The sequence below is a fragment of the Actinotignum sp. UMB0459 genome (genome assembly GCF_051905915.1).
Taxonomy (GTDB): domain Bacteria; phylum Actinomycetota; class Actinomycetes; order Actinomycetales; family Actinomycetaceae; genus Actinotignum; species Actinotignum sanguinis.
The window spans coordinates 16,499-38,594 of sequence record NZ_JBQAIK010000003.1; the positions used below are offsets into that span (position 1 = coordinate 16,499).

Below are 22,096 nucleotides of genomic sequence, written 5' to 3' on the forward strand. Positions count from 1 at the left end.
CGCGCGCTCCGGGTGGGCCGCGCGGCCGGCATCACCGCAGCCACACCCGCCGCCACACCCGCCGCCGGCACCGCCCGCTACCGGTGGCTCACCGTTTCTTTCCCGTGAATTTCCACCAGCTGCGCGGTGGCGGACTGGCCATCCTTGGCGATCTCCGTGATATCAATCGTCAGGGCCAGCTCACCCCAGGCAGGATCCGGGCTGGCCGGCTTGGGAGTTTCACCCGGGCGTGTCACCACCGCCGGATCCACGGTTTGCAAGCCGAGCCGCTGGGGCGAATAGCTTTCCAGGCCGGCGATAGTCACCCGCGCTCCCCCGCATTGGGGCGGGTAGCTCGCCATAAACACCTCACACATGGTGGCCACCCCGCCGCTAATAATCACCCCGCCGCGCACTTTCACTTCCCCGGTCCCGTGCGCAATAGCCGCAGCGGGACCCGATTCGGTATCCCCGGGGCCGCCGGGGAGGGGCGTGGCCGGTGGCGGCGTCGTCGTATCACCACTGCAGCCGCCCAGGCCCGCCGCACCGCAAAGCGCAGCCATCACGCCCGCGGCAACCGCCATCATGTTCTTGCTCCGCATGTCACGCCTTTCGTTTCCGGGCCCGTGCCCCGCGCGGATTCGACCGCGCTTACTGGTAGCTCACAAAAGCCGGGGTTGGCTCCACCTGGGTGTAGGTTTCCTCCGGCGTGAGCATGGGGGTGTCCTCATCGTAAAAGTTCTTCCAGCCCCACGCCACACCCGCGGGCGCGTAGCTGTGCAGGGTGTGCCAGGTGTCCTGCTTGGCGGCCTGGCTACCCTGGCCGTCGGCGTGGATCACCAGCGCGACTTCGGCGCGGGACCGGTCGAGCTGATCGACGTCGCGCAGCATCTGCACCTGGAACTGGTGCAGAATCACGACTTTCTGGGGTAGCTGATTCTCCCGCACAAAATCAGCGAGCCAATTAATGGTTTCGTTGACCTCGCTGATCTCCACGTGGCCGATGCGCTCGAGCGGGAAATCATCCGGGCCCAGGCGCCATTCCGGATCCAAGGCGATACCCACATTCGGGTAGCGCAACAGCTTCTCGTAGCGTTTGACCTGCTCCGGGAAGCTGGAACGCCCGGGCTGGAAATCGAGGACCACGTACTGGCCGTGCCGCGCGGCCTGCTCAATATAGGGGATGAAAATATCCGGATCCCATTCGTGCGAATAATTACCATCGTCACCGGCCTGCCCGGCCGCCACCGTCACGATGAGCTCCAACGCGGGAATAACGGCGTCCTCCGTGAGGGCGCGATAGGGCTGGGCATGCGCTGCGGCCCGCGCCACGGTTTCCTCTACACCCTGCTCGCCGAGCACCCCCAGCGCGGCCGTGACCGGCGAACCGTAAAGCGCTACGTAGCGCTTGCCGTCCAGCACCAGCTGCCCGCCGCCGGGCAGTTCCGTTCCGGTGCGCGCCGCCGCTAATTGCCAAGAAAGATTCGGAAGGTCGACGCCGAAGCTGGCCACCGCCGCCTCGCTTCCCGCGAGCGCGCGGATAGTTGCACTGCGTGCGCGCGGATCGGGCCCAGATTCGACGACGGCGCCACCTGCCGCGCGCACCGTGGCCAGAGTAGCGGAATTCGCACCGTCGGTAATGACGGGGAATGGCGCGGTGGTGGTGGGCGGCAGGTAGTGGAAATCGGCCGGCGTGAGCGGGTACTGATACTCCTCGACCGTGCCGCTAAACCAGGCCGGGGCGGCGGTTCCAACCAGGAGAGTATGCCTGACTCCGAGCCGCTCAAATTCCGCGGCGAGGGCGCTCTCGGCAATCGGGGCTTCGGGCTGCGCCCCTCCTTGAGGCGCGAGAGGCGCGACGTGCGCTTGCGCATTCCCCACCGGGAAAACCGGCACCCCGAGAGATTCGGCCAGCTCACCGGCCTGTTTCACGGAGTCCGGACCGCTCACTACCGCGAGCCGGGCGCTGGCAAAAAGCGCGGCGGAGGCGGCAAGGGCACCTTCTATATCCGCGACGGGGAGCACCAGATCCGCCGTTGGAGCGCGGTGCACGGCAATGGGACCGCGTTCTTGGGCGCTCGGGGCACTGCTGCATGAGCTGAGACCGAGAGCTAGAAAGAGGGCCAGGACGGCGAGCAGGGTGAGCGATGCCAGGTGCGGTCGACGGTGACGATGCGGCACAAAACTTCCTTCCTTCGGCGCCTTTCCAGGGTAGCGATAATGTGCCGCCCGCGCATCTGGGCTACTGCGAAAGAGGCTCCTCGCTTACGTCCGCTTGGTAGTCAGCGAGGAGTGCTGCCGCGAAGGCGGCGTCGTCGGAATTAATGGAACGGAGCACGCGGGCCGGAACTCCACCCACAACGCTCCCCGGCGGGACGTCGCGCAGCACCACGGCGCCGGCGCCCACCACGGAATTTTCACCGATGGTCACGCCGCCCGCGATGGAGGCACCCATGCCGATCCAGACGTTATTTTCGATGGTGATGGGGCGGCCGTATTCGAGGCGGGTGGCGCGCAGAGCTGGGTCGATGGGGTGCGAGGCGCAGGACATGGTGACGTGCGGGGCAATGAGGACCCCGGCGCCGATGCGCACCGGGCACAGGTCGAGGATAACCGCTCCGGTATTAATGAAGGAACCCTCCCCCAGGCTGATATTCACGCCGTAATCGCAGGTGAAGGGGCGCACGATCTGGGAGTCGGCCCCGATTTCACCGAGCAGTTCGCCCAGGATTTCGGTGGCGCGCGGGCTGCCCCAAGCGGCCTCGGCGTTGAATTCTTCCAGCAGCGCGATGGCGCGTTCGCGCACCCGGGCTTGCGTTGGCCCCCAGCGGTAGAGCCGGCCTTCCACCATGCGCCGCCACTGCACGTCCACGGGTTCACCCGGAATCGGGCAGCGGCTGCGTTCGGGCAGCTCACCAACGTGCGGGCGGGCCACACGGCGCGGGTTGAGAGGCTTTTCAGGCATTTTTCTTCCTTAGGTTGAGGTGCGGGGCAAGATGGAAAGGTGGTACGACGACGCCCGTGCGGGGCGAGTAGTGACCTACCCGCCCCGCACGACCCCGGAGGAGTGCAATTCCGGAGATTATTTCTTGCGATTAGCAACCATATCGAAAGCGACGGCAAGAATAACCACGAGGCCCTTAATGGACTGCTGCCAGGCGGAATCGACGTTGAGGATCGACAGGCCCATATTGAGCACGCCCATAATAAAGGCACCGATAATAGCTCCGGAGAGCCGCCCGCGCCCACCGGTTACCGCTACCCCACCGATGAAAGCCGCGGCGATAGCATCCAGTTCGTAGCCGTTTCCGGCCGTTGCCACGGCCGCACCCGCGCGCGACGTCGTCACAATGCCCGCGAGCGCGGAAAGCACGCCCATATTGACGAAGACGAGGAAGTCCACCCGCTTGGTGTTGACACCGGAGAGCTTCGCGGCTTCCAGGTTGCCGCCCACGGCGTAGACGTGCCGGCCGAAAACGGTGCGGTTCATGACGAAGGCGTAGATCATGACGAGTACACCGATAATGACGAGCACAATCGGGGTGCCGCCGGCCGATAGCGAGAGCACGTAAGCCACCGCCATAATGCCGACCGCGAGGATGACGTTGCGGATCCAGAAGCTCGCCGCGGATTCGAGTAGCGCTCCGCCGCGGGCCCGGGCCCGGCGCTTGCGCAGCGCGCTGACCAGCATGCCCGCCACGGCCAGCAGGCCGATGAGGAGGGTGAGCACGTCGCAATCGCGGAGGAAGGACGGGGTGAAGAAACCGAGCCAATTGGGGAGCGAGCCGTTAGCAATGGAAACGAAGCCACCGGGCAGGCCGGAAATAGTACGTTCCACTAGCACAATGGCCAGGCCGCGGAAAATAAGCATGCCGCCCAGCGTCACGATGAAGGCGGGAATACCCACGTATGCGACCCAGAAGCCCTGCCAGCAGCCGATAAGCGCGCCGATGATGAGTCCGGCCACCACCGCGACCGGCCAGGACCACCCCATGGAATCCATCATGAGTGCCACAACGCCACCCACGAAAGCCACCACCGAGCCGACCGAGAGGTCGATATGCCGGGCAATAATGACGATCGTCATGCCGATAGTCAAAATAAGCACGTAGGCGTTCTGCTGGATCAGAGAAGCTACGTTATTCGGTGCGAGGAGCAGGCCCTTCGTGAGGACCTGGAAAAGCAGAATAATAATGACGAGGGCCAGCAAAATTCCGTACTGGCGCAGGTTAATGCCACCCAGTTTCATGCTGCCGCGATGCGCGGTGGCCGGGTCCTCGGATTTCTTGGGGGCGCGTACCGCGGGAACAGCGCGTGCCGCGGTGCTTTCGGCGCTGGCGGCAGTTTCGGTGCCGGCGGCCCGCGTGCCGCTTGCACCGGCCGCGCCCGTGGTTACCTCAGGTTTCTCGCTCATGCTGCCTGTCCTTCCATACGATCACCGGCCATGTAGCTCATGAGCTTTTCCTGGCTCGCGTCTTCGCGCGCGAAGCAGCCCGTGACTTTTCCGGCGTTGAGTGTGTAAATGCGGTCGCAGATTCCCAGCAATTCGGGAAGCTCGGAGGAAATCACCAGAACACCCTTGCCCTGGTCCGCTAGTTCGTTAATGATTTGGTAGATTTCGTATTTCGCACCGACGTCGATACCGCGCGTCGGTTCGTCCAAAATGAGGAGCTCCGGATCGGTGTACATCCACTTGGAGAGCACCACCTTCTGCTGGTTTCCACCCGAAAGTGAGGAGACCAGCGCCCGGTTCGAGGAGGTTTTAATCCGCATCGATTTTCGGTAGCCATCCACCACCCGGCTCTCTTCATGCTCATCGATCACGCCGCCCCGCACGAGTTTGCGCAGCGCAGCGGAGGTGACATTGAGCTGCACATCCTGGATGAGGTTGAGCCCTAAGCTCTTGCGGTCTTCGGGAACGTAGGCGATACCCGCCTTGATCGCCCTGCCCACGGTGGAGGTGTCAACTTCCTGGCCGTGCATGCGCACCGTACCGGAGATCTTGGTTCCGTAGGAATGCCCGAAGAGGCTCATAGCTAGTTCGGTGCGCCCGGCTCCCATGAGCCCGGCAATGCCCACAATCTCCCCGGCCCGCACGTTAATCGCGGCGCCGTCCACCACTTTCCGCCCGGTGTCGAGAGGGTGGTAGGCGGTCCAGTCCTCCACTTCCAGAAGCATCTCCCCCACGTTCGGAGTGTGCTCCGGATAGCGGTTGGTCAGCTCGCGGCCCACCATATGGCGAATAATATCCGCTTCGCTAATAGCGCCCTCGCCCTTCATGGGCCAGGTGCCCACCGCGTGCCCGTCGCGAATAATCGTGACGTTATCGGCAATGTCCGCGATCTCGTTGAGCTTATGGGAAATGATGATCTGGGAAACGCCCTGCGCTTGGAGCTGGCGCATGAGGTTGAGCAGGTGTTCGGAATCGTCATCATTGAGAGCCGCGGTGGGCTCGTCAAGGATGAGCAGCTTGACGTTCTTCGACAGCGCTTTAGCGATTTCTACTAGCTGCTGTTTACCTACGCCCAGGTCCACCACTTCGGTAGTGGGGTCGACGTCGAGGCCCACTTTGGCCAGCAGGATCGCGGCGCGATCATTCGTCTTATTCCAGTCAATGGCCCCGAAACGGGTAATTTCGGAACCGAGGAAAATATTTTCCGCCACCGAGAGGAAGGGCGATAGCGCCAGCTCCTGGTGGATAATCACGATTCCGGAACGCTCCGAATCCTTAATGGTGGAGAACTTGACCGGCTCGTGATCGTAAATAATTTCCCCCTCGTAGGTGCCGTGCGGCCACACACCGGAGAGTACCTTCATGAGGGTGGATTTCCCCGCGCCGTTCTCCCCGCAAATCGCGTGGATTTCCCCGCGTTTCACGTTGAGTGTCACGTCGTCGAGAGCGCGCACGCCGGAAAAATCCTTGACAATCCCGCGCATCTCCAAAATATTCTCGTCTGAATACATGGCGTCCTCCTACTCGAGGCCGATCTCGGCAGCCGAGTAGTATCCGGAATCCACCAGTTTCTCACGGGCGTTCTCCGCGTTAATTACCACCGGTTCGAGCAGGTAGGTGGGAACAACCATCATGCCGTTCTCATAGGTTTCGGTGTCATTAACTGTCACCTCTTCACCCTTGACGATCTGATCCACCATGAGGGCTGCCTGGTCGGCGAGCTTGCGGGTATCTTTCCACACCGTCATGGACTGGCGGCCCTTGACGATATTGGTGACATTGGCCTGGTCCGCATCCTGCCCGGTAAGGACCGGCCAGGTGTCCTGCGTATAACCATCCGCGTCGAGGGCCTGGGTGATACCCAGCGCCAGTGCATCATTGGGGGCGAGCACCGCATCCACCCGCGTGCCGCCACGGTAGAAGGAGTTAAGGCGCGTTTCCATTTCGGCCTGTGCGGTGGGTGCCATCCACGCCTGGATACCGATGGACTGCCAATCGGCTACATTCGCGGGTGCTTTACCCGAGGGTACCTTGAGCTGTCCCTTATCAAGGTAGGGCTTGAGCTGGTCCCAGGCGCCTTCGAAGAAGTAACGCGCGTTATTATCGTCCGGGGAACCGGAGAAGGGCTCGAAATTGAAGGGGCCTTTGCCCTGGTCCAACCCGAGTTCCTTGACGATATATTCGCCCTGCATCTGCCCCACGCGGTAATTATCGAAAGTCACGTAGTAGGAAACCGCATCGGTATCACGGATGAGGCGGTCATACGCGATGACCTTAATACCAGCCTGCTTTGCCTGGGCAAGCACCGGAGCGAGGGCCGAACCGTCAATCGAAGCCACAATAATGACCGCGGGGCCTTCGTTAATCATATTTTGGATCTGGGAGATCTGCTGTTCCACCTTGTTATCGGCGTACTGCATCGAAGTTTTGTATCCCATATCCTGCAATTGCTTCTGGAGGTAGTCACCGTCACGCGACCAGCGTTCCAGGGACTTGGAGGGCATGGAAATGCCGATGGTGCCACCACCACTGCGACCGTAGTAATCATCGCTTCGCGTAGCGGAGCACCCGGCTGCGGTGGCAAGCACGAGGAACATCCCCGTGATCATCGCAGCTATTTTCTTCAGGGAAATCTTCACCGGAGCCTCCTTGCTCTGTGTGAGAAGTAGTGGGAACGACGGCGCAGCTCGCGCTATCGTCAATGCGGCGCGCCTGTATATATGTCCGCGGTGGATTCAGGCGCGGGCGGCGTGCGAGGCCGGCAGGGCATGGCACGCCGGGGTAGCGTGGTCAATCTGCGCGGTGAGCCCGGCGTGCGGTGGGGGCGAGGTGCGGCTGCATCTCACCCCCACCAACCGGGGCACAGTGATAGCCAGGAGGTAGGCCGGGATAGCGCAGGCCTACTCCCCGCGGTTCTTAGCCAATAAGGTGGCGCATGGCCTGCTGGTAGAGCTCAACGTAGTGGTATTCGCGCGCGGCCAGCGCGGCGACGTCGAACTTCTCCGCCCGCACATCGTCCAGGCTCTCACCTTCCGCCACGGTCGGTTCGGCCAGTTCGGGAATTGAGGCAGCTTCCATGATTTCCTGGGTGCGCGGGTCGGCGCGGAAGGCCTTCGCCTTCTCCGCGAGCATGAGGTACATTTCCATATTCGCGGCCGCGGATTCCCACACGCCTTCCATACCTTCGGTGCGCGAGGGCTTGTAATCGAAGTGGATGGGGCCTTCGTAGCGCGGACCGCCGTTGGAAAAGCCGTTGACCAGCAAATCCACCGTGAAGAAAGCAGAGGCGAGATCACCGTGGCCGAAGCACTTGTCCTGGTCGTAGCGCGGGCCGGCCTGGCCGTTGAGGTCGATATGGAAGAGCTTGCCGGCGTTGAGGGCCTGGGCTAGCCCGTGGGTGTAATTAAGACCGGCCATCTGCTCGTGCCCGGTTTCCGGGTTGAGGCCCACGATATCTCCATTATCTAGTTCGGCAATAATGCCCAGAGCGTGACCGATGGTGGGCAGGAAGATATCACCGCGCGGTTCGTTCGGCTTAGGTTCCAGACCGATCTTGAGATCGTAGCCCTTCTCCTTGATGTAGCCGGCTACCGTGTCCAGGCCTTCCTTGTAGCGTTCGAAAGCGGCATTGAGATCCTTGGAGGAATCGTATTCGGTTCCTTCGCGCCCGCCCCACATCACGAAGGTGGTGGCGCCAACTTCTGCGGCTAGATCCACATTGCGCAGAATTTTCTGGAGGCCGAAGCGTCGGATCGAGCGGTCGTTATTGGTGAAGCCACCGTCCTTGAAGATGGGATGTGAGAAGGTGTTCGTGGTGACCATTTCGATGGTCAAGCCGTTGGCATCGGCTGCTTCCTTGACTTTACCCACCCGCTCGGCACGCTCAGCATCGCTGGCGTCAAAAGCGAAAACGTCATTGTCGTGGAAAGTAATGCCCCAGGCACCCAGCTCGGCAAGCTTTTCCGTGTAGACCCACGGATCGAGGGCCGGGCGGGAATCCCCGCCGAAGGGATCGGTTCCGGTCCACCCCACGGTCCACAGACCGAAGGAGAACTTATCTTCTTTTGTAGGCTTTCTCATCGTATGCACTCCTTTATGCTGATGAACAACTACTTTGTTCACTTACAAAACTAATTCGAGAAGTGCACGCTGTCAATACCTATAAGGTAAATCTCACCCGGAAGTTTTCATGGCGCGTTTTATTGCCCTGTTTGTTTTAGGTACAAACAAACTGGCGCACTCCGCCGCGAAGGAGCTCTTGCAGCGAGCACGGCCCCTCAGGTAGGCGCGGAATCTTTAGGCGAGAACCGGATCCAGCCACGAATTGGGATCACCGAGGAAGATGTCAAAATGCTGGAGGCAGACCCCGATAGCCGCGGCGGTATTCCCGCGTTCATCAACGAGCAATTCAATATCCTTCCAGCGCGATGCCAGCACCCGGTATTTAAGTTCGGAGCGCAGGATCATCTCCAGGCGAGGGTAGAGAAGAGCGAAGTTACCTCCGAAGACCACCGTGTCTAGGTCGAGAAGATTGAGGGCGTTCGCGAGGGCCGATCCAAGGGATACCGCGGCCAGATCAACAGCATCTCTCACGCCAGCATCCCCGGCGTCGAACCTTTCTATAAGTCCATTCACGCCCACTTCCCGCGGCAATCCGGTATTCCGCAAGAGCGCGTCTTGACCCACATACTGTTCCAAGCATCCGTTAGAGCCGCATCCGCAGCGCGGCCCGGAGCGTTCCACACACATATGGCCAAATTCCCCGGCCCACCCATGCGTCCCTTCAAATACCGCTCCCCCGGCAATAACGGCGGCGCCGATGCCTACCTCACCGGAAACGTAAATAAAATCTCGGGTGGCGGAAAGGGCTCCGGGACGCTGGTAGAGCACCCCGTACGCAGCAGCATCCGCTTCATTGACAACAATCACCCGGCCGAGATCCCCGATTGCGGCGCTCAGCTGAGTCGCCATATCAACATCCGCCCAGCCAAGATTCGGGGCGGTCACCACAATGCCGCGGCTGCGGTCCACCAAGCCAGGAACGCACAAGCCCGTGCCCAGAACGGTGGTGCCACGCGGGCGAGCCCAGCGCCCCAGCATCTCACCAAGCATCTCGCAGATCAGTCGCGGGGAGGCCTGGCGGGAATCGCGCTGATCCACCGCGGTAAAAAGGATGTTGCCGGCCAGATCCATGACCACCACGGAAAGATAGGCGAGGTTCACCTCCATACCGATCATCACCATGGTCTGCCCCTTCGCAACCAGGGGGTTAGCAGGCCGCCCCACGTGGGGACGTACCGGAGGCAACTCCTCAATGAGATTGGCCTCCAGGAGGTAATCGACCAGGCGGGAGACGGTGGCGCGGGTGAGGCCAGTGCGGGCGGCGAGCTGAGCGCGCGAGGGCGGTTCCGGACTGTCCAAAACTGACGCCAGCACCGTTTTGGTGTTCTCCACCCTCAAGCTCTGCGGTGTTTTCCCGGTTTTGGCCACGCTCTCGACCTCTCTACCTGCTCGACCTCTGTTTGCTCGCCCCTCGCGCATCTCAATTATCATAGTGGAGCCACGCCGCTGATTGCGGGCCAAAGCATAGCGGGAACCCTTGACACTCCCCTATTCCCACATTAGTTTTATTTAAGAACAAATACACGGAGTGGTGCACGCCGGGAAGGTTATTCGGCGCTATCTCACCCCTTTCCTCCGTGCCGGCCCGCGGCGCGACACCGCTGTCACGCCGCTCACTACTAGGAGAGAATATGCCACTCGTTGCCGGAGTCGATAGCTCCACCCAATCCACCAAGGTCCTCATTATCAATACCGAGACCGCGCAGATCGTACGGCAGGGCAAGGCCCCTCACCCGAACGGAACCGAGGTTGACCCACACGCCTGGCTTGACGCGCTGCGCAGCGCGATCAGCTCGGCTGGCGGGCTCGATGATATTTCCGGCATCGCCGTGGGCGGCCAGCAGCACGGCCTGGTAGCCCTTGACGAGCACGGGGAGGTCATCCGCCCTGCGCTGTTATGGAACGACACCAAGTCCGCTCCCGCAGCCGCAGCGCTCACCGCCGAATTCGGGCGGGAATTTTGGGCGCGGGCAACGGGATCCGTCCCGGTTGCCTCCCTCACCGTCACAAAATTGCGTTATCTGGCCGACGCGGAACCCGAGAATGCCGCGCGGATTCGAGCGATCTGCCTCCCTCACGATTGGCTTACGTGGAAGCTTTCCGGCTCCACCGATCTGCGCGATCTTGCCACTGATCGTTCGGATGCCTCGGGCACCGGGTACGTGGATTGCACCACCGACGAATACCGTTACGACATCCTCGCCGCGGCATTGCGAATCCCCGAATCCGCCGCGCGGGAGATTATTCTGCCGCGCATCGCCGCACCTTTCGAGGCGGTGGGGAATCTTGATGCGCGGTGGCTGAGCGAGGCGAGCCCGGCCCGCCAGATTCCCATCGGTCCCGGCGCCGGAGATAATGCGGGTGCCGCGCTCGGCCTGGGCCTGCGCGGCGGGCAGGCATCGCTCTCCATCGGGACCTCCGGGGTGATTGCCACGGTATCCGATCATCCGGTTCAAGATGCCAGCTCGGGCGTCACCGGCTTTTCCGACGCAAACGGGCAATGGCTCCCGCTGGCTTGCACTCTCAACGGTTCCCTCATCCAGGACTATTTCCGCAGCATTCTTGATGTTTCTTTCGAGGAGCTCGGCGAGCTGGCCGCATCCGCCGCACCGGGCGCGGGCGGAATTACTCTTATTCCCTATTTCCTGGGCGAACGCACCCCGAATCTGCCCGGCGCCCGCGCGCATCTGGGCGGTTTGACAGCAGCGAATTTCACCCGCGCGAATCTGGCCCGCGCGGCCTACGAAGGCTTGGCCTGCCTCATGCGCGGCGCGCTCGAAGCGCTGCGGGCCGGGGGTATCACCATCGATAACGCCATGCTCATCGGCGGTGGTGCACAATCGCGAGTGCTCGTGCAGATTCTCGCGGACGTGCTCGAGATTCCCCTCGCGCTGCCCGAACCGGGCGAATACGTGGCTAAGGGTGCGGCCTACCAGGCCGCACGGGTGGCGAACTGCGACTGCCCGGCCGAAGCCTGGGCCCCGCGCATCACCGCCCGTTTCACGCCACGCCCCGGCAACCCGGCCTGGCCCGCCTACCGGGCCTTGGCGGGTACCCTGGAGAACGTGGGAAGCTAAAGGAGGCGCCCGCGGCTGCGGCGTCGTCGTACCTGGGACTACGAGGAAGAAGGACCATGATCGTCACCACTGAACGCGAATGCGCGGGCCGAACCGTTACGCTGCGCGCGGCCACCCGCGGCGCCACCCTGCTCAACTACCGCCTCGGCGATACCGAGATTATCGACGGCTACCGCGGCCCCGCCGAGCTGCGCGAACTCAACGGTTTCCGCAGCGCCGTGCTGGTGCCGTGGTCCAATCGTATCCGCGAGGGGCGCTACCCGGCCGCGCTCTACCACGGCGAAGACCCGGCCGTGCGGGCTCAACTCCACGCCGATATTCCGGTAAGCGGCGTTCACAGCGTGCCGGCACCAATTCCCGAGGCTGAAGCCGGCCTGCACGGCCTGGTCACTACCCAAGAATTCGAGGTGATACGCGCGGAAAACGGCGTTCTCGAATTCGGTACCCGGCTAGACGCGAACACTGTTTACCCCTTCGAACTATCGGTAAACATTGTGTACAGCATTGGGGCCGAGGGATCCTTACACGTACGCTTACGCGCCGAGAACCTCAGCGAGGTAGCTGCGCCGGTCACTCTCGGCTGGCATCCGTATTTCCGACTCGCCGGCCCGCTGGCGGAGGCGCGCCTGAGCTTGGACTGCCGCGCGCGTATCGCCACCGATACCACTCTTATTCCGCACGACGGCGCCGGCGCTTTCGCGCCGTGCGAGCCGCTTGCCGGCTCCCCTATCGACCCGGCCACGGATTGGGCCTACGCACAGCTTGCCGATTGCGCCGGGCCGGATGCGGGCGATGCCGGAGCTAGCTGGAATGTGGCGCGCCTGCGCACCGGAACTCGCGAAGTGGCCCTGTGGGCGCGCCTGGGTAGTTGGCCTTCCAAGAACTTCCATATTTTCGCGGGCTCCGGACTCGCGCGCGATGCCGGGCGAGCGGTGGCCATGGAGCCGTGCCAGGCGCTGCCCAATGCTTTCAACCGAGCCGAAGGCCGTGACATGTTGCTGGAGCCGGGCGCATACCGCGAGCTCGAAGCGCGGGTTGTGGTGACGGAAGCAGCTACTGCGTAGGCGCGCCGGCGCATAAGTGTGCTGGCGCGTACGTGCGCCGGCGTGTAGCCGAGCCGGCACATAAGTGAGCCGGCTCGTACGTGTGCTGGCGTGTAGCCGAGCTGGCACATAAGTGAGCCGGCTCGTACGTGTGCTGGCGCGTAGCCAAGCCGGCACACGCTGTGGACAACACACCGATGCGGGCCTTCCTGTGGATAAGCCCGGGGTAGGTGAGGCGCGGCTGTTAACGTGGCGCCATGAACGTACTCATGACCGGGCGCCGTGCCGGAATTCTTGCCGTCCTTTGTTTCCTTCTCAGCGGCTGCGGGGCCGGGGCAGGTGCGCCTCCCCCGGGGCTCTCCCCCGGTGGAGTTTCCGGTATGCCGGCCCCTAGCTCTGCTTCGCAGACGGCTAGTTCTACTTCGCCAACGGCTAGTTCTGCGTCACCCGCGGTTTCCCCATCTGCTCCGCCCACCTGGCCGGTGCAGATTCCGGTGCCCTCCCCACCCGCCCAGATGGCCGAGAATTCCGTGGAAGGAGCCATCGCAGCCGGGCAGCATCTTTTCACCCTCCTCGATTACGCAACGATCACCGGCGATATCGCACCTCTATCCCCACTGGCCGGGGAACAATGCGATTGGTGCCAACACCAAATCGCGAAACGTGAAGAAACTGATTTCCGGCCCCGGCAAGCCACCGTATTTAGTTTTAGTGAGGCGCGGGGGCGCTGGAATGATCCTATAGCCGCCTATACCGTGCAGTTTTCCGTCTCGCATCCGCCCAATCCGGTGGTGAACCGCAAGGGCGCCGAAAAAGTAGATCGTGCCGAAGAATTCTTTGTGACCATGCGGATCGTCCGCTCAGGTGATAACTGGATCGTGGATGCGGTAGGGATGAACGATGACATTCTGGATGGAGGTGTGTGATGAGACGTGATACCAACCCCGCCTTGAGGCCGCGCTGGTTCCTGCGCGCCCTCATCATCGGTATATCCGCAGTGGCACTTCTTGGTTCGTGCACGGTCAGTGCTCCGGCCCTCGCCCGCGAATACGAGGATAACGAAGAACGGGTATATACCGCTCACACCGATGGTGGCGGTGTAACCGTGGAGGGTCAGTCTCGTTACACCCGGCGTTTACCCGCTGGGGCCGCCGGCGCGCTATCGGGCACCGGCCCCGCCACCGGCAGCGACGGCGGGGACAGTGGATATTCCGGCGGCGGGCCGGAAGATAGCATGACCACTACGGCAACCGGTTCGGGCACCGGCCCCGCCACCGGAGCGTATGGACTGCCGTGGTCTCGCGGTGCACTAGTAGCCGCTGTTCGGGATACGTCTCTGCCAGGCCATGTGCGCGGCGCGGCCGGAATCCTCAGTTGGATATTGGGTCATGGCACTCCTCCGGCTAGTTCTCAAGCGGCAACACTGCCCAGCGCCGCGCAGTTGGAAACGATTATTCACACGGAGAGTATCCGAATTGCGGCAGCGAACGCTGCGGCGTGGATGGAACCGGCGCGCGGCTGGGTGGCTATCAACTACCCGGCCCACCTCCATTATTCCGCACCGGCGCAGCGGCACACGGTCACGTTGCTCGGTGCGGAGGTTGTTATTGATCTGGTTCCCGTGCGGGCAAGCTGGGAGGTTCCCGGTGCGACAAGTGCAACCGCGGGGAAAAGGAATACGGGGAACGCCACGCCCGGTGCTTCGCTACCCGGTCACTCAGTGCAGCCCATCCCAGCCCGCCAGCCCTATACGGAAGTCATCTACCACCGCGCTAACGAGGAGGTGAAAGCCACGCTCGTTGTGGAGTGGGAGGTTCGCTACACCGTTGCTGGGCAGAGCCGCACGGTGCCGCAGCTACTCACCACTCGCTCCGAAACAGCCCCGGTGATAACGCGAGAGCTCGAAGCCCACCTTATCGGTTAGCTTCGAGCTCTCGGGTATTAGCTATTCCTTGCTCGCGCACCCAGCGTCGGCACCTGAGCTTGGTGCTCCTTGTTGGGAGCCTTAAGCTCGCGCCCCTACGCCGGGCTTCAGCGAATCTAGTTAGCCGCGGCTAGGCCACCCCCGGAGGTCGGTGCACCAGCCCCGGCCGCCGGCCCGCCACTCGGGCGAGTATTCACCCCGGAGGCCAGGCCTTCCATCTGTGCCGGTTCTTCCGCTTCGATCACGCCCTCCGGGAGCGGCTGATCGGGCGACTGGCCGGTAAACGTGAAGGACATGGGAATATTATTCTTATCCACATCCACCACGATGATGTCACCCTTAGCGAATTCGCCGTAGAGCAGCTTCTCGGAAAGCACATCTTCCACGTCACGCTGGATGGCGCGGCGCAGCGGGCGCGCCCCGAGCACCGGATCGTAACCACGATCAGCAAGTAGTTCCTTCGCGTCCTTCGTCAGTGCGATGGACAGGTTCTGGTCCCGCAGGCGCTTATCCAGCTTGCCAATCATAAGATCCACAATCTGGAGGATTTCCGGGCGGCCCAGCTGCGGGAAGACGATAATGTCATCCACGCGGTTGAGGAATTCGGGCCGGAAGTTGTTCTTGAGTTCTTCCGCTACCTTCGTCTTCATACGCTCGTAGGAGGACGTGGTATCGGCGTCGAACTGGAAACCAGTTTGCACGCCCTTCGCAATATCCTTCGTGCCCAAATTGGTGGTCATAATAATGATGGTGTTCTTGAAATCCACCACCCGGCCCTGGGCGTCCGTGAGGCGCCCTTCTTCCAGGATCTGGAGGAGGGAATTGAAGAGGTCCGCATGGGCCTTCTCAATTTCGTCGAAGAGCACCACGGAGAATGGCTTGCGCCGCACCTTCTCGGTAAGCTGGCCACCTTCTTCATAACCCACATATCCCGGAGGGGCACCGAAAAGCCGCGACACGGTGTGCTTCTCCGAATATTCGGACATATCCAAGGTGATCAGCGCAGATTCATCCCCGAAGAGGAATTCCGCGAGCGCCTTAGCGAGCTCGGTTTTACCCACACCGGTAGGCCCGGCGAAAATAAAGGAACCACCGGGACGGTTCGGATCCTTGAGCCCCGCGCGGGTACGGCGAATCGCCTGAGAAAGTGCGGTCACGGCTTCATGCTGGCCGATAACCCGCTTATGCAGCTCATCTTCCATACGCAGCAGCTTCGCGGACTCCGCTTCGGTGAGCTTGAAGACCGGGATACCGGTGGACATGGAGAGCACTTCAGTGATGAGATCTTCATCCACCACCGAGACGACGTCCATATCCCCGTCTTTCCAGGCCTGCTCGCGGGCATCGCGTTCTTCACCGAGCTTCTGCTCTTCATCACGCAGCCCGGCAGCCTTCTCGAAATCCTGGGCGTCAATAGCCGCTTCCTTGGCACGGCGCGTGGAGGCGATCTTATCGTCCAGCTCGCGCAGCTCCGGCGGCGCGGTCATCTTACGAATGGCCAGGCGCGCGCCCGCTTCGTCGATGAGGTCAATGGCCTTATCGGGAAGGAAACGATCATTAATGTAACGATCCGCCAGGGTGGCGGCCGCCTCAAGGGCGTCGTCGGTAATAGTCACCCGATGGTAGGACTCATACCGGTCCCGCAAACCACGCAAAATATCGATGGTTTGTTCCACGGTGGGCTGTTCCACCTGGATGGGCTGGAAGCGGCGCTCCAGCGCGGCATCTTTCTCGATGTACTTGCGGTACTCATCGAGGGTAGTTGCCCCGATGACCTGGAGTTCCCCGCGGGCCAGCATCGGCTTGAGCAGTGAGGCCGCATCCAGGGCACCTTCCGCAGCACCCGCGCCCACCAGGGTGTGGATTTCGTCGATGAAAAGAATGATATCCCCGCGGGTATTGACTTCCTTGAGGATCTTCTTCATGCGTTCCTCGAAGTCACCACGGTAGCGGGAACCGGCCACCAGGGAACCCATATCGAGGGAATACAGCTGCTTATCCTTGAGGGTTTCCGGCACGTTACCGGCGGCAATGGACTGGGCCAAGCCCTCCACAACCGCGGTTTTACCCACGCCGGGTTCCCCAATCAGGACCGGGTTGTTCTTGGTGCGCCGCGAGAGCACCTGCATAACCCGCTCGGTTTCGGTATGCCGGCCAATCACGGGATCGAGCTTGTGGTCACGCGCGGCGGCGGTGAGGTTACGCCCGTACTGATCCAGGATCGTAGAGCCGGCCTTCGTGCCTTCGCGCGGGCCTCCGCCCACCCCCACGGCTTCCTTACCTTGGAAACCGGAGATGAGTTGGCTGACCTGGTTACGCACGGTGGGCATATCCGCACCGAGCTTGATCAGCACCTGCGCGGCAACGCCATCCGCTTCGCGAGTGAGCCCGAGGAGGAGATGTTCGGTTCCAATATAGGAGTGGCCCATCTGCAGCCCCTCGCGCATCGCGAACTCAATAACCTTCTTGGCGCGCGGCGTGAAGGGAATATGACCCGAGGGCGGCTCCTGGCCTTCACCGATAATGTCGATGACCTGCGTCCGGACGGACTCAAGCGTTACCCCCAGGGCTTCCAACGCCTTTGCGGCCACCCCTTCGCCCTCGCGAATGAGGCCGAGCAAGATATGTTCGGTCCCCAGGTAGTTGTGCTTGAGGTTCCGTGCCTCTTCCTGCGCGAGCACGATGACTCGCCGGGCGCGGTCAGTGAACCTTTCGAACATAACTCTCCTTGCACTTGCAATCTTCTAAAAGAGTAACGGCCCTCAGCCCAGGAGCCGTCCCCTGTTCGCCAGTGGCATGAGTGTGTGGCTCACATTTTGCTGTGGGAAAAAGCCGAATTAGCGCGGAAAATGCTGTTCTCGATGAGATTTCTGAGCTTATTTCACTACCCCTAGGCCCTTGGACCCACGAAAGCGAGGTTGTGCGGCGAGTTAGGCGCCGGCCGGTTCCACCTCAACGAGGAGCGTGAAAGGACCGTCATTGACCAGCTCCACATCCATCATGGCTCCGAACTGACCGGTGGCTACTTCCAGTCCGTACGTATCCCGCAATTCGCGCACCACCGCTTCGTAGAGCGGATCGGCAACTTCCCCGGGCGCGGCCTTGGACCACGAGGGCTTGCGCCCCTTGCGCACATCCGCGTACAGGGTGAATTGCGAAACAAGCAGCACGGGAGCCTGTGCTTCTTCCGCGCTACGCCGGCTATTGGGATCATCGCTACCATCCGCGGCGCGCAGCACTTTCAGCTGTGCGATTTTCCGCGCGACTTTCTCCACTTCCGGGGCGCCATCCCCGTGGGTGACGCCCAGGAGCACGCACAGTCCCGTGCCGATCTGCGAAATCACGCTGCCGTCCACCGTGACGGATGCGCGCGTGACGCGCTGAATAACTGCTCGCATTCTTCCTCCTTCGTGGTGTTCTTAGTACGACGCCGCAGCTACGGCCTTCGCCTACTCGGCCTTACCAGGACCCGCGACCGCGCCCGCGTGAACTACGCCGCGGTCCCATCCGTTGTTCTTCGGGACCCAGGTAGTAGAGCGCCCCGTATGCCGCCCCGAGCATGAGGAACGGCTGGAAAGGCAGACGAATAGGAGTGAACAACACAATCCCCGTTACGAGAGCGCAGCCAAGCAGCACCCCGCTCCAGAACTTCTTATCCTTGCGGGCGTAGCGAAAATCCGCATCCGGGCGGCGCAGGCAAGCCACGAGCGCCCACACCATAAACGCGAGAATCGCCAGCTGGATCACAAAAAATATCCCGTTGCAGATATCTGTGACGAGCCGCAAGGTTGTTAGGTTCATGGTTCTCCGTCCTCGTGGTGAGCGTGGTGCTCGCCCCCATTCTAGTCACGGCCTACGACACTTTTTTCGCCGCTTTCACGAATAGTCACCGCAACGGGCGCGTGAGTTGGTAGTGAAATAGGTTCGACGCCGCAGCGGAATTCCCCTACCAGCACCGCGCCCAGCGCCGCTGGCTGCCTCATCAGCGCGAGGGCAAGCGGGCCTTCTTCCCAATGCCGCACCGCCGAGGTTACCCGGCCGATAACTGCCCCATCGCCCCGCTCCGCGACTACCGGATCGCCGGGTGCGGGCAGGTCCGCCGCGTCCGGGCCTTCCAAATACAGGCAGGCAAGGCTCCGCGCGGCTCCCCCGAGCCGGGCGGTACCCGCTACCCGGGATTCGCGAGCGCCCGCTACTCCGGGCCCGTATATTTCAGCCAGGCGCACCCCGGCGCGGGGGGGGGGGGGGGGGGGGGGGGGGGGGGGGGGGGGGGGGGGGGGGGGGGGGGGGGGGGGTGGGGGGGGGGGGGGGGCCACTCTCAAGGGATCCTGTCACCGCTTACCGGTTTCCCGGGCCTCGGCGACGGATAACAAGCTTACAAGCCCACCCACCAAAACACAAACCACACCAACGAGACACCCACCACACCACACTAACCCGACACCACCCAGCCACTCTTACGCGCCGCTTCACACCGGGCGAGCACGCAGGAAGCCACGGCGTCGTCGATAATAGAGAAGTGAGTGAACATAAAGAACCTGCCGTGACAAGCACGCATATACAAAACGACGCGAAGCTATGCTCCCGCGATGCCAGGTTCCCACACAGTGGTACTGGACTTCCTCGCGGCGGACAGTTCGGGCTCCTTGTCACCCTGGTGATTGCCGTGCTGTCCTACCAGCTCAACACCACGATGGTCACCCCAGCGCTCCCGGATATCGGGCGAAGTTTTGCGGTGAGCGAGGGAACGCTCGCTCTGGTTTCAAGCCTCTTCTTCCTCGCCGGCGCGGTCGCCGGGATTCTTCTTACCCGCTGGAGCGATTTCCTTGGCCGCGCCCGCATGCTACTAGCGGTTCTTGCGATCTTGCTGGTGGGAACACTGGTATGTGCACTCGCCCCGAACTTCCCTATTTTCGTGACCGGACGTGTCCTTCAAGGTGTTTCCGGTGCGGTCTTCCAACTCGCATATATGATCCTGAGCGAATCGGTCTCTCCCGCGCTTCTAGGCACCATGCTCGGTATTATTAGCGCCGCTAACGGCGGCGTGGGCGGCCTAGACGGATGGTTTGGCGGGATCCTCACCGACCACTTCGGTTTCCAGGCTATTTTCTTCGTTATTGCGGGTCTCACCTCAGTGGCAATTTTCCTGACAGTTCGACTACTCACGACGCAGGAGAGGCCTGCCGCCAGCGGAAAAATGGATTGGTGGGGCGGCGGGCTCCTCTCCCTCAGCCTTATTTTCCTCACCTACTACGTCAATGTTGGCGGCACCCGCGGGTGGTTCACCACGGCTACCCTCCCACTTTTCGGTGTGGCCGCGCTATTTTTCAGCGCTTTTTGCATGGTTGAGCGTCGGGTTTCCTCGCCGCTTTTCGCCCTGCGCCAGCTGGCATCACGCCACTGCTGGCCGCTTATTGCCACAACACTTCTATCTCTCGCATCAGTTTTCGCGGTCATTAATTTCACGGTCGCGCTTTTCGCCCAGAATCCCGACGCGGGCTACGGGCTAGAGGCTGGCCGCGCCGCACTCCTCTATCTCACACCGCCCGCGCTTATCGGACTGGCCGCTGCCCCACTTTCCGGGTGGCTGGCGGGAAAAATCGGCTGGCTCACTGTTCTGCGCACCGGACTCCTTATTTCGCTATGCACAATTGGCGGGATCTGGTTCTTCCTCGATCACCAATGGGTTGTTTTCGCCCTCATTGCGATTCTTGGAATCACCTATAACGGCATGATCCTCACAACTGTCAACGGGCTCGGCGTCATCCTGGCCCCACCCGAAGCACCGGGCTCGCTCCCCGGTCTCAACGGCGCAGCTTTTGGCGTTGGCGCAAGCCTAGGTATTGGCCTGGTGGCGCCCCTCGTCGGAACGTGGGATGGCTACCGCGGGGCACTGGCTCTTTCCGCCGGCATCGCCGGGATCGCTCTACTGTGCGCGTGCGTCTTGAAGATGCGCACAGATTAATAACGACGACGCAGCTACCTGGCAGCTGTACACCCCGCGCGCCGCGGGCCCACTACAAAAGCGGCCGGCATCTGAACAATCAGGTGCCGGCCGCCAATTTCGTGCACTCATGCTCGGCTGCGGGTAATACGCCAGACAGCGAGCACCTCAGCTTTTAGAGGAGGGAGGCGTAGAGCGCGCGGATTTCTTCCTTGGTGGCCTTGCGGGGGTTGCCCGGGGTGCACACGTCGTTGAAGGCATCCTCGGCCAGGGCATTGAGACCAGATTCATCCACGCCTACCGCGGAGATCGTGGTGGGGTTACCCAGGTCCTCGACCAGCTGCTTGACCGCGTCCACCGCGTAGGTGCGCGCTTCTTCTAGCGCGACGTCGTACGAATCCTTCATGCCGAAGGCATGCGCGATATCGCGGTACTTTTCACCGGTGTACTCCGCGTTGAACTTCATAACGGCCGGCAGCAGGATGCCGTTGGCCACGCCGTGCGGTGCGTCGTAACGCCCACCGAGCGGGTGCGCCATGCCGTGCACGAGGCCCAGGCCCACATTGGAGTAGCCCATGCCCGCGATGTAGGAGGCGTAACCCATCTGCTCAACGGCGTCGGTATCGCCATCGGCAGCCTTGCGCAGGTTCTTCGCGATCATCTGGATAGCCTTGAGGTGGACCGCATCCGAAAGCTCCCAGGCGCCCGGGGTGATGTAGCCCTCGATGGCGTGGGTCAGAGCGTCGAGCCCGGTCGCTACCTTGAGGGAACGGGGCATGCCGTCCATGAGGTCCGGATCCACGATGGCGAGGACGGGAATATCGTGTTCGTCCACGCACACAAACTTGCGGTGCTTCTCCGTATCGGTAATCACGTAGTTAATGGTGGTTTCCGAAGCGGTACCGGCGGTGGTGGGAATGCCGATAATCGGCACGGAGGGGTTCTTGGTATCCGCCACACCTTCGAGGGAGAGGACGTCAGCGAATTCGGGGTTCGCACCGATAATGCCGATGGCCTTCGCGGTGTCCTGCGGGGAACCGCCGCCCAGACCGATGAGCACATCCGCGCCGGAATCCTTGAGCGCCTGCACGCCGGCCTTCACGTTTTCGACGGGCGGGTTCGGAACGACGTCGTCGAAAATCTCGTAAGCAAAATCGGCCTCATCCAAACGCTTCGTAACTAGGTCCACGGTCCCGGCCTGGCGCACACCCTTGTCGGTGATGATGAGGACTTTCTTGAAGCCGCGCCGATGCAGCTCGGGGACCAGCTGGTCGAGCGCACCGCGCCCGAAGTACGAGGTTTGGTTGAGGATCATGCGATTAACCATGACAACTCCTTATGTCGAATATTCGTAGCAACTGCGCCACTTTCCTGACATGGAACATTGTTCCATTTTTTTGACCCCCGCCTTATGACGTAAGGCCCGACAAGGAGAGAGCGCCCGGAGGCACAGCGACATTTTCCCGCCAGATTGGTTACGGCGCCGGGTAGCTGAGAAGCTACGGTAATGTGCGTAGGAAGCACGACGACGACGCGTCCCCGCGGCGCGCGGGC

General features: G+C 62.1%; 18 protein-coding genes. 5 read left to right on the top strand and 13 right to left on the bottom strand.

Features of this window, described 5'->3' with window-relative positions:
* Positions 1 to 77: 77 nt before the first annotated feature.
* From ACTFPK_RS00885 to ACTFPK_RS00920, 8 genes are all read right to left on the bottom strand, one after another.
* The gene (locus tag ACTFPK_RS00885; protein ID WP_284894990.1) at positions 78 to 581 is read right to left on the bottom strand and encodes a hypothetical protein; all 504 of its coding nucleotides are present in this window, start codon (positions 579 to 581) and stop codon (positions 78 to 80) included.
* 49 nt (positions 582 to 630) lie between these two features.
* Positions 631 to 2,160, bottom strand: a complete 1,530-nt coding sequence (locus ACTFPK_RS00890) for a hypothetical protein (protein ID WP_284894989.1) — start codon at positions 2,158 to 2,160, stop codon at positions 631 to 633.
* 61 nt (positions 2,161 to 2,221) lie between these two features.
* A complete protein-coding gene (locus ACTFPK_RS00895) occupies positions 2,222 to 2,944 on the bottom strand; it encodes a sugar O-acetyltransferase (protein ID WP_284894988.1) in 723 nt (240 codons plus the stop codon).
* Between the two features lie 117 nt (positions 2,945 to 3,061).
* A complete protein-coding gene (mmsB, locus tag ACTFPK_RS00900; protein ID WP_284894987.1) occupies positions 3,062 to 4,393 on the bottom strand; it encodes a multiple monosaccharide ABC transporter permease in 1,332 nt (443 codons plus the stop codon).
* The gene (gene mmsA / locus ACTFPK_RS00905) at positions 4,390 to 5,943 is read right to left on the bottom strand and encodes a multiple monosaccharide ABC transporter ATP-binding protein (protein ID WP_126135463.1); all 1,554 of its coding nucleotides are present in this window, start codon (positions 5,941 to 5,943) and stop codon (positions 4,390 to 4,392) included. The genes mmsB and mmsA overlap by 4 nt, the downstream gene beginning before the upstream one ends.
* 9 nt (positions 5,944 to 5,952) lie before the next feature.
* Positions 5,953 to 7,071 (bottom strand): multiple monosaccharide ABC transporter substrate-binding protein, encoded by a 1,119-nt coding sequence (chvE, locus tag ACTFPK_RS00910; protein WP_284894986.1) that lies wholly within the window; start codon positions 7,069 to 7,071, stop codon positions 5,953 to 5,955.
* Between the two features lie 277 nt (positions 7,072 to 7,348).
* Positions 7,349 to 8,512: a xylose isomerase gene (gene xylA / locus ACTFPK_RS00915; RefSeq protein ID WP_274735253.1), complete on the bottom strand. Its 1,164-nt coding sequence runs from the start codon at positions 8,510 to 8,512 to the stop codon at positions 7,349 to 7,351.
* Between the two features lie 216 nt (positions 8,513 to 8,728).
* Positions 8,729 to 9,922, bottom strand: coding sequence for an ROK family transcriptional regulator (locus ACTFPK_RS00920; protein ID WP_439910896.1), 1,194 nt, complete (start codon positions 9,920 to 9,922; stop codon positions 8,729 to 8,731).
* Between the two features lie 263 nt (positions 9,923 to 10,185).
* Here ACTFPK_RS00920 and xylB point away from each other — a divergent pair, with 263 nt between their 5' ends.
* The 4 genes from xylB (at position 10,186) to ACTFPK_RS00940 (ending at position 14,598) form a co-directional block, all read left to right on the top strand.
* Positions 10,186 to 11,631, top strand: coding sequence for a xylulokinase (xylB, locus tag ACTFPK_RS00925; protein WP_284894984.1), 1,446 nt, complete (start codon positions 10,186 to 10,188; stop codon positions 11,629 to 11,631).
* A gap of 56 nt (positions 11,632 to 11,687) precedes the next feature.
* Positions 11,688 to 12,695 (top strand): aldose 1-epimerase, encoded by a 1,008-nt coding sequence (locus ACTFPK_RS00930; protein WP_284894983.1) that lies wholly within the window; start codon positions 11,688 to 11,690, stop codon positions 12,693 to 12,695.
* Positions 12,696 to 12,931: 236 nt separating this feature from the next.
* A complete protein-coding gene (locus ACTFPK_RS00935) occupies positions 12,932 to 13,600 on the top strand; it encodes a DUF6318 family protein (protein ID WP_284894982.1) in 669 nt (222 codons plus the stop codon).
* Complete coding sequence (locus ACTFPK_RS00940; RefSeq protein WP_439910897.1) at positions 13,597 to 14,598, top strand: hypothetical protein; 1,002 nt, start codon at positions 13,597 to 13,599, stop codon at positions 14,596 to 14,598. The genes ACTFPK_RS00935 and ACTFPK_RS00940 overlap by 4 nt, the downstream gene beginning before the upstream one ends.
* Positions 14,599 to 14,714: 116 nt before the next feature.
* On the opposite strand, the gene ACTFPK_RS00945 is transcribed toward ACTFPK_RS00940, so the two are convergent.
* The 4 genes from ACTFPK_RS00945 to ACTFPK_RS00960 all read right to left on the bottom strand — a co-directional run bounded on the left by ACTFPK_RS00945 (position 14,715) and on the right by ACTFPK_RS00960 (position 18,824).
* Positions 14,715 to 17,318, bottom strand: a complete 2,604-nt coding sequence (locus ACTFPK_RS00945; protein WP_439910898.1) for an ATP-dependent Clp protease ATP-binding subunit — start codon at positions 17,316 to 17,318, stop codon at positions 14,715 to 14,717.
* A gap of 210 nt (positions 17,319 to 17,528) precedes the next feature.
* The gene (gene dtd, locus ACTFPK_RS00950; protein ID WP_126135455.1) at positions 17,529 to 17,996 is read right to left on the bottom strand and encodes a D-aminoacyl-tRNA deacylase; all 468 of its coding nucleotides are present in this window, start codon (positions 17,994 to 17,996) and stop codon (positions 17,529 to 17,531) included.
* Positions 17,997 to 18,057: 61 nt separating this feature from the next.
* The gene (locus ACTFPK_RS00955; protein WP_274733698.1) at positions 18,058 to 18,399 is read right to left on the bottom strand and encodes a DUF2516 family protein; all 342 of its coding nucleotides are present in this window, start codon (positions 18,397 to 18,399) and stop codon (positions 18,058 to 18,060) included.
* A gap of 41 nt (positions 18,400 to 18,440) precedes the next feature.
* On the bottom strand, positions 18,441 to 18,824 hold the full coding sequence (locus ACTFPK_RS00960; RefSeq protein WP_439910899.1) for a hypothetical protein: 384 nt from the start codon (positions 18,822 to 18,824) through the stop codon (positions 18,441 to 18,443).
* Between the two features lie 293 nt (positions 18,825 to 19,117).
* Here ACTFPK_RS00960 and ACTFPK_RS00965 point away from each other — a divergent pair, with 293 nt between their 5' ends.
* Positions 19,118 to 20,563: an MFS transporter gene (locus tag ACTFPK_RS00965; protein WP_439910900.1), complete on the top strand. Its 1,446-nt coding sequence runs from the start codon at positions 19,118 to 19,120 to the stop codon at positions 20,561 to 20,563.
* A 154-nt stretch (positions 20,564 to 20,717) separates the two neighbouring features.
* Here ACTFPK_RS00965 and fucO read toward each other — a convergent pair whose 3' ends face one another.
* On the bottom strand, positions 20,718 to 21,869 hold the full coding sequence (gene fucO / locus ACTFPK_RS00970) for a lactaldehyde reductase (protein WP_439910901.1): 1,152 nt from the start codon (positions 21,867 to 21,869) through the stop codon (positions 20,718 to 20,720).
* Positions 21,870 to 22,096 lie beyond the last annotated feature (227 nt).

What these genes read in the sequence shown, in the direction of transcription:
- ACTFPK_RS00885 (WP_284894990.1), bottom strand. Translation starts at nt 581, where the DNA reads ATGCGGAGCAAGAACATGATGGCGGTTGCCGCGGGCGTGATGGCTGCG.
- ACTFPK_RS00895 (WP_284894988.1), bottom strand. Translation starts at nt 2,944, where the DNA reads ATGCCTGAAAAGCCTCTCAACCCGCGCCGTGTGGCCCGCCCGCACGTT.
- mmsB (WP_284894987.1), bottom strand. Translation starts at nt 4,393, where the DNA reads ATGAGCGAGAAACCTGAGGTAACCACGGGCGCGGCCGGTGCAAGCGGC.
- mmsA (WP_126135463.1), bottom strand. Translation starts at nt 5,943, where the DNA reads ATGTATTCAGACGAGAATATTTTGGAGATGCGCGGGATTGTCAAGGAT.
- xylA (WP_274735253.1), bottom strand. Translation starts at nt 8,512, where the DNA reads ATGAGAAAGCCTACAAAAGAAGATAAGTTCTCCTTCGGTCTGTGGACC.
- xylB (WP_284894984.1), top strand. Translation starts at nt 10,186, where the DNA reads ATGCCACTCGTTGCCGGAGTCGATAGCTCCACCCAATCCACCAAGGTC.
- ACTFPK_RS00930 (WP_284894983.1), top strand. Translation starts at nt 11,688, where the DNA reads ATGATCGTCACCACTGAACGCGAATGCGCGGGCCGAACCGTTACGCTG.
- ACTFPK_RS00935 (WP_284894982.1), top strand. Translation starts at nt 12,932, where the DNA reads ATGAACGTACTCATGACCGGGCGCCGTGCCGGAATTCTTGCCGTCCTT.
- ACTFPK_RS00945 (WP_439910898.1), bottom strand. Translation starts at nt 17,318, where the DNA reads ATGTTCGAAAGGTTCACTGACCGCGCCCGGCGAGTCATCGTGCTCGCG.
- dtd (WP_126135455.1), bottom strand. Translation starts at nt 17,996, where the DNA reads ATGCGAGCAGTTATTCAGCGCGTCACGCGCGCATCCGTCACGGTGGAC.
- ACTFPK_RS00955 (WP_274733698.1), bottom strand. Translation starts at nt 18,399, where the DNA reads ATGAACCTAACAACCTTGCGGCTCGTCACAGATATCTGCAACGGGATA.
- fucO (WP_439910901.1), bottom strand. Translation starts at nt 21,869, where the DNA reads ATGGTTAATCGCATGATCCTCAACCAAACCTCGTACTTCGGGCGCGGT.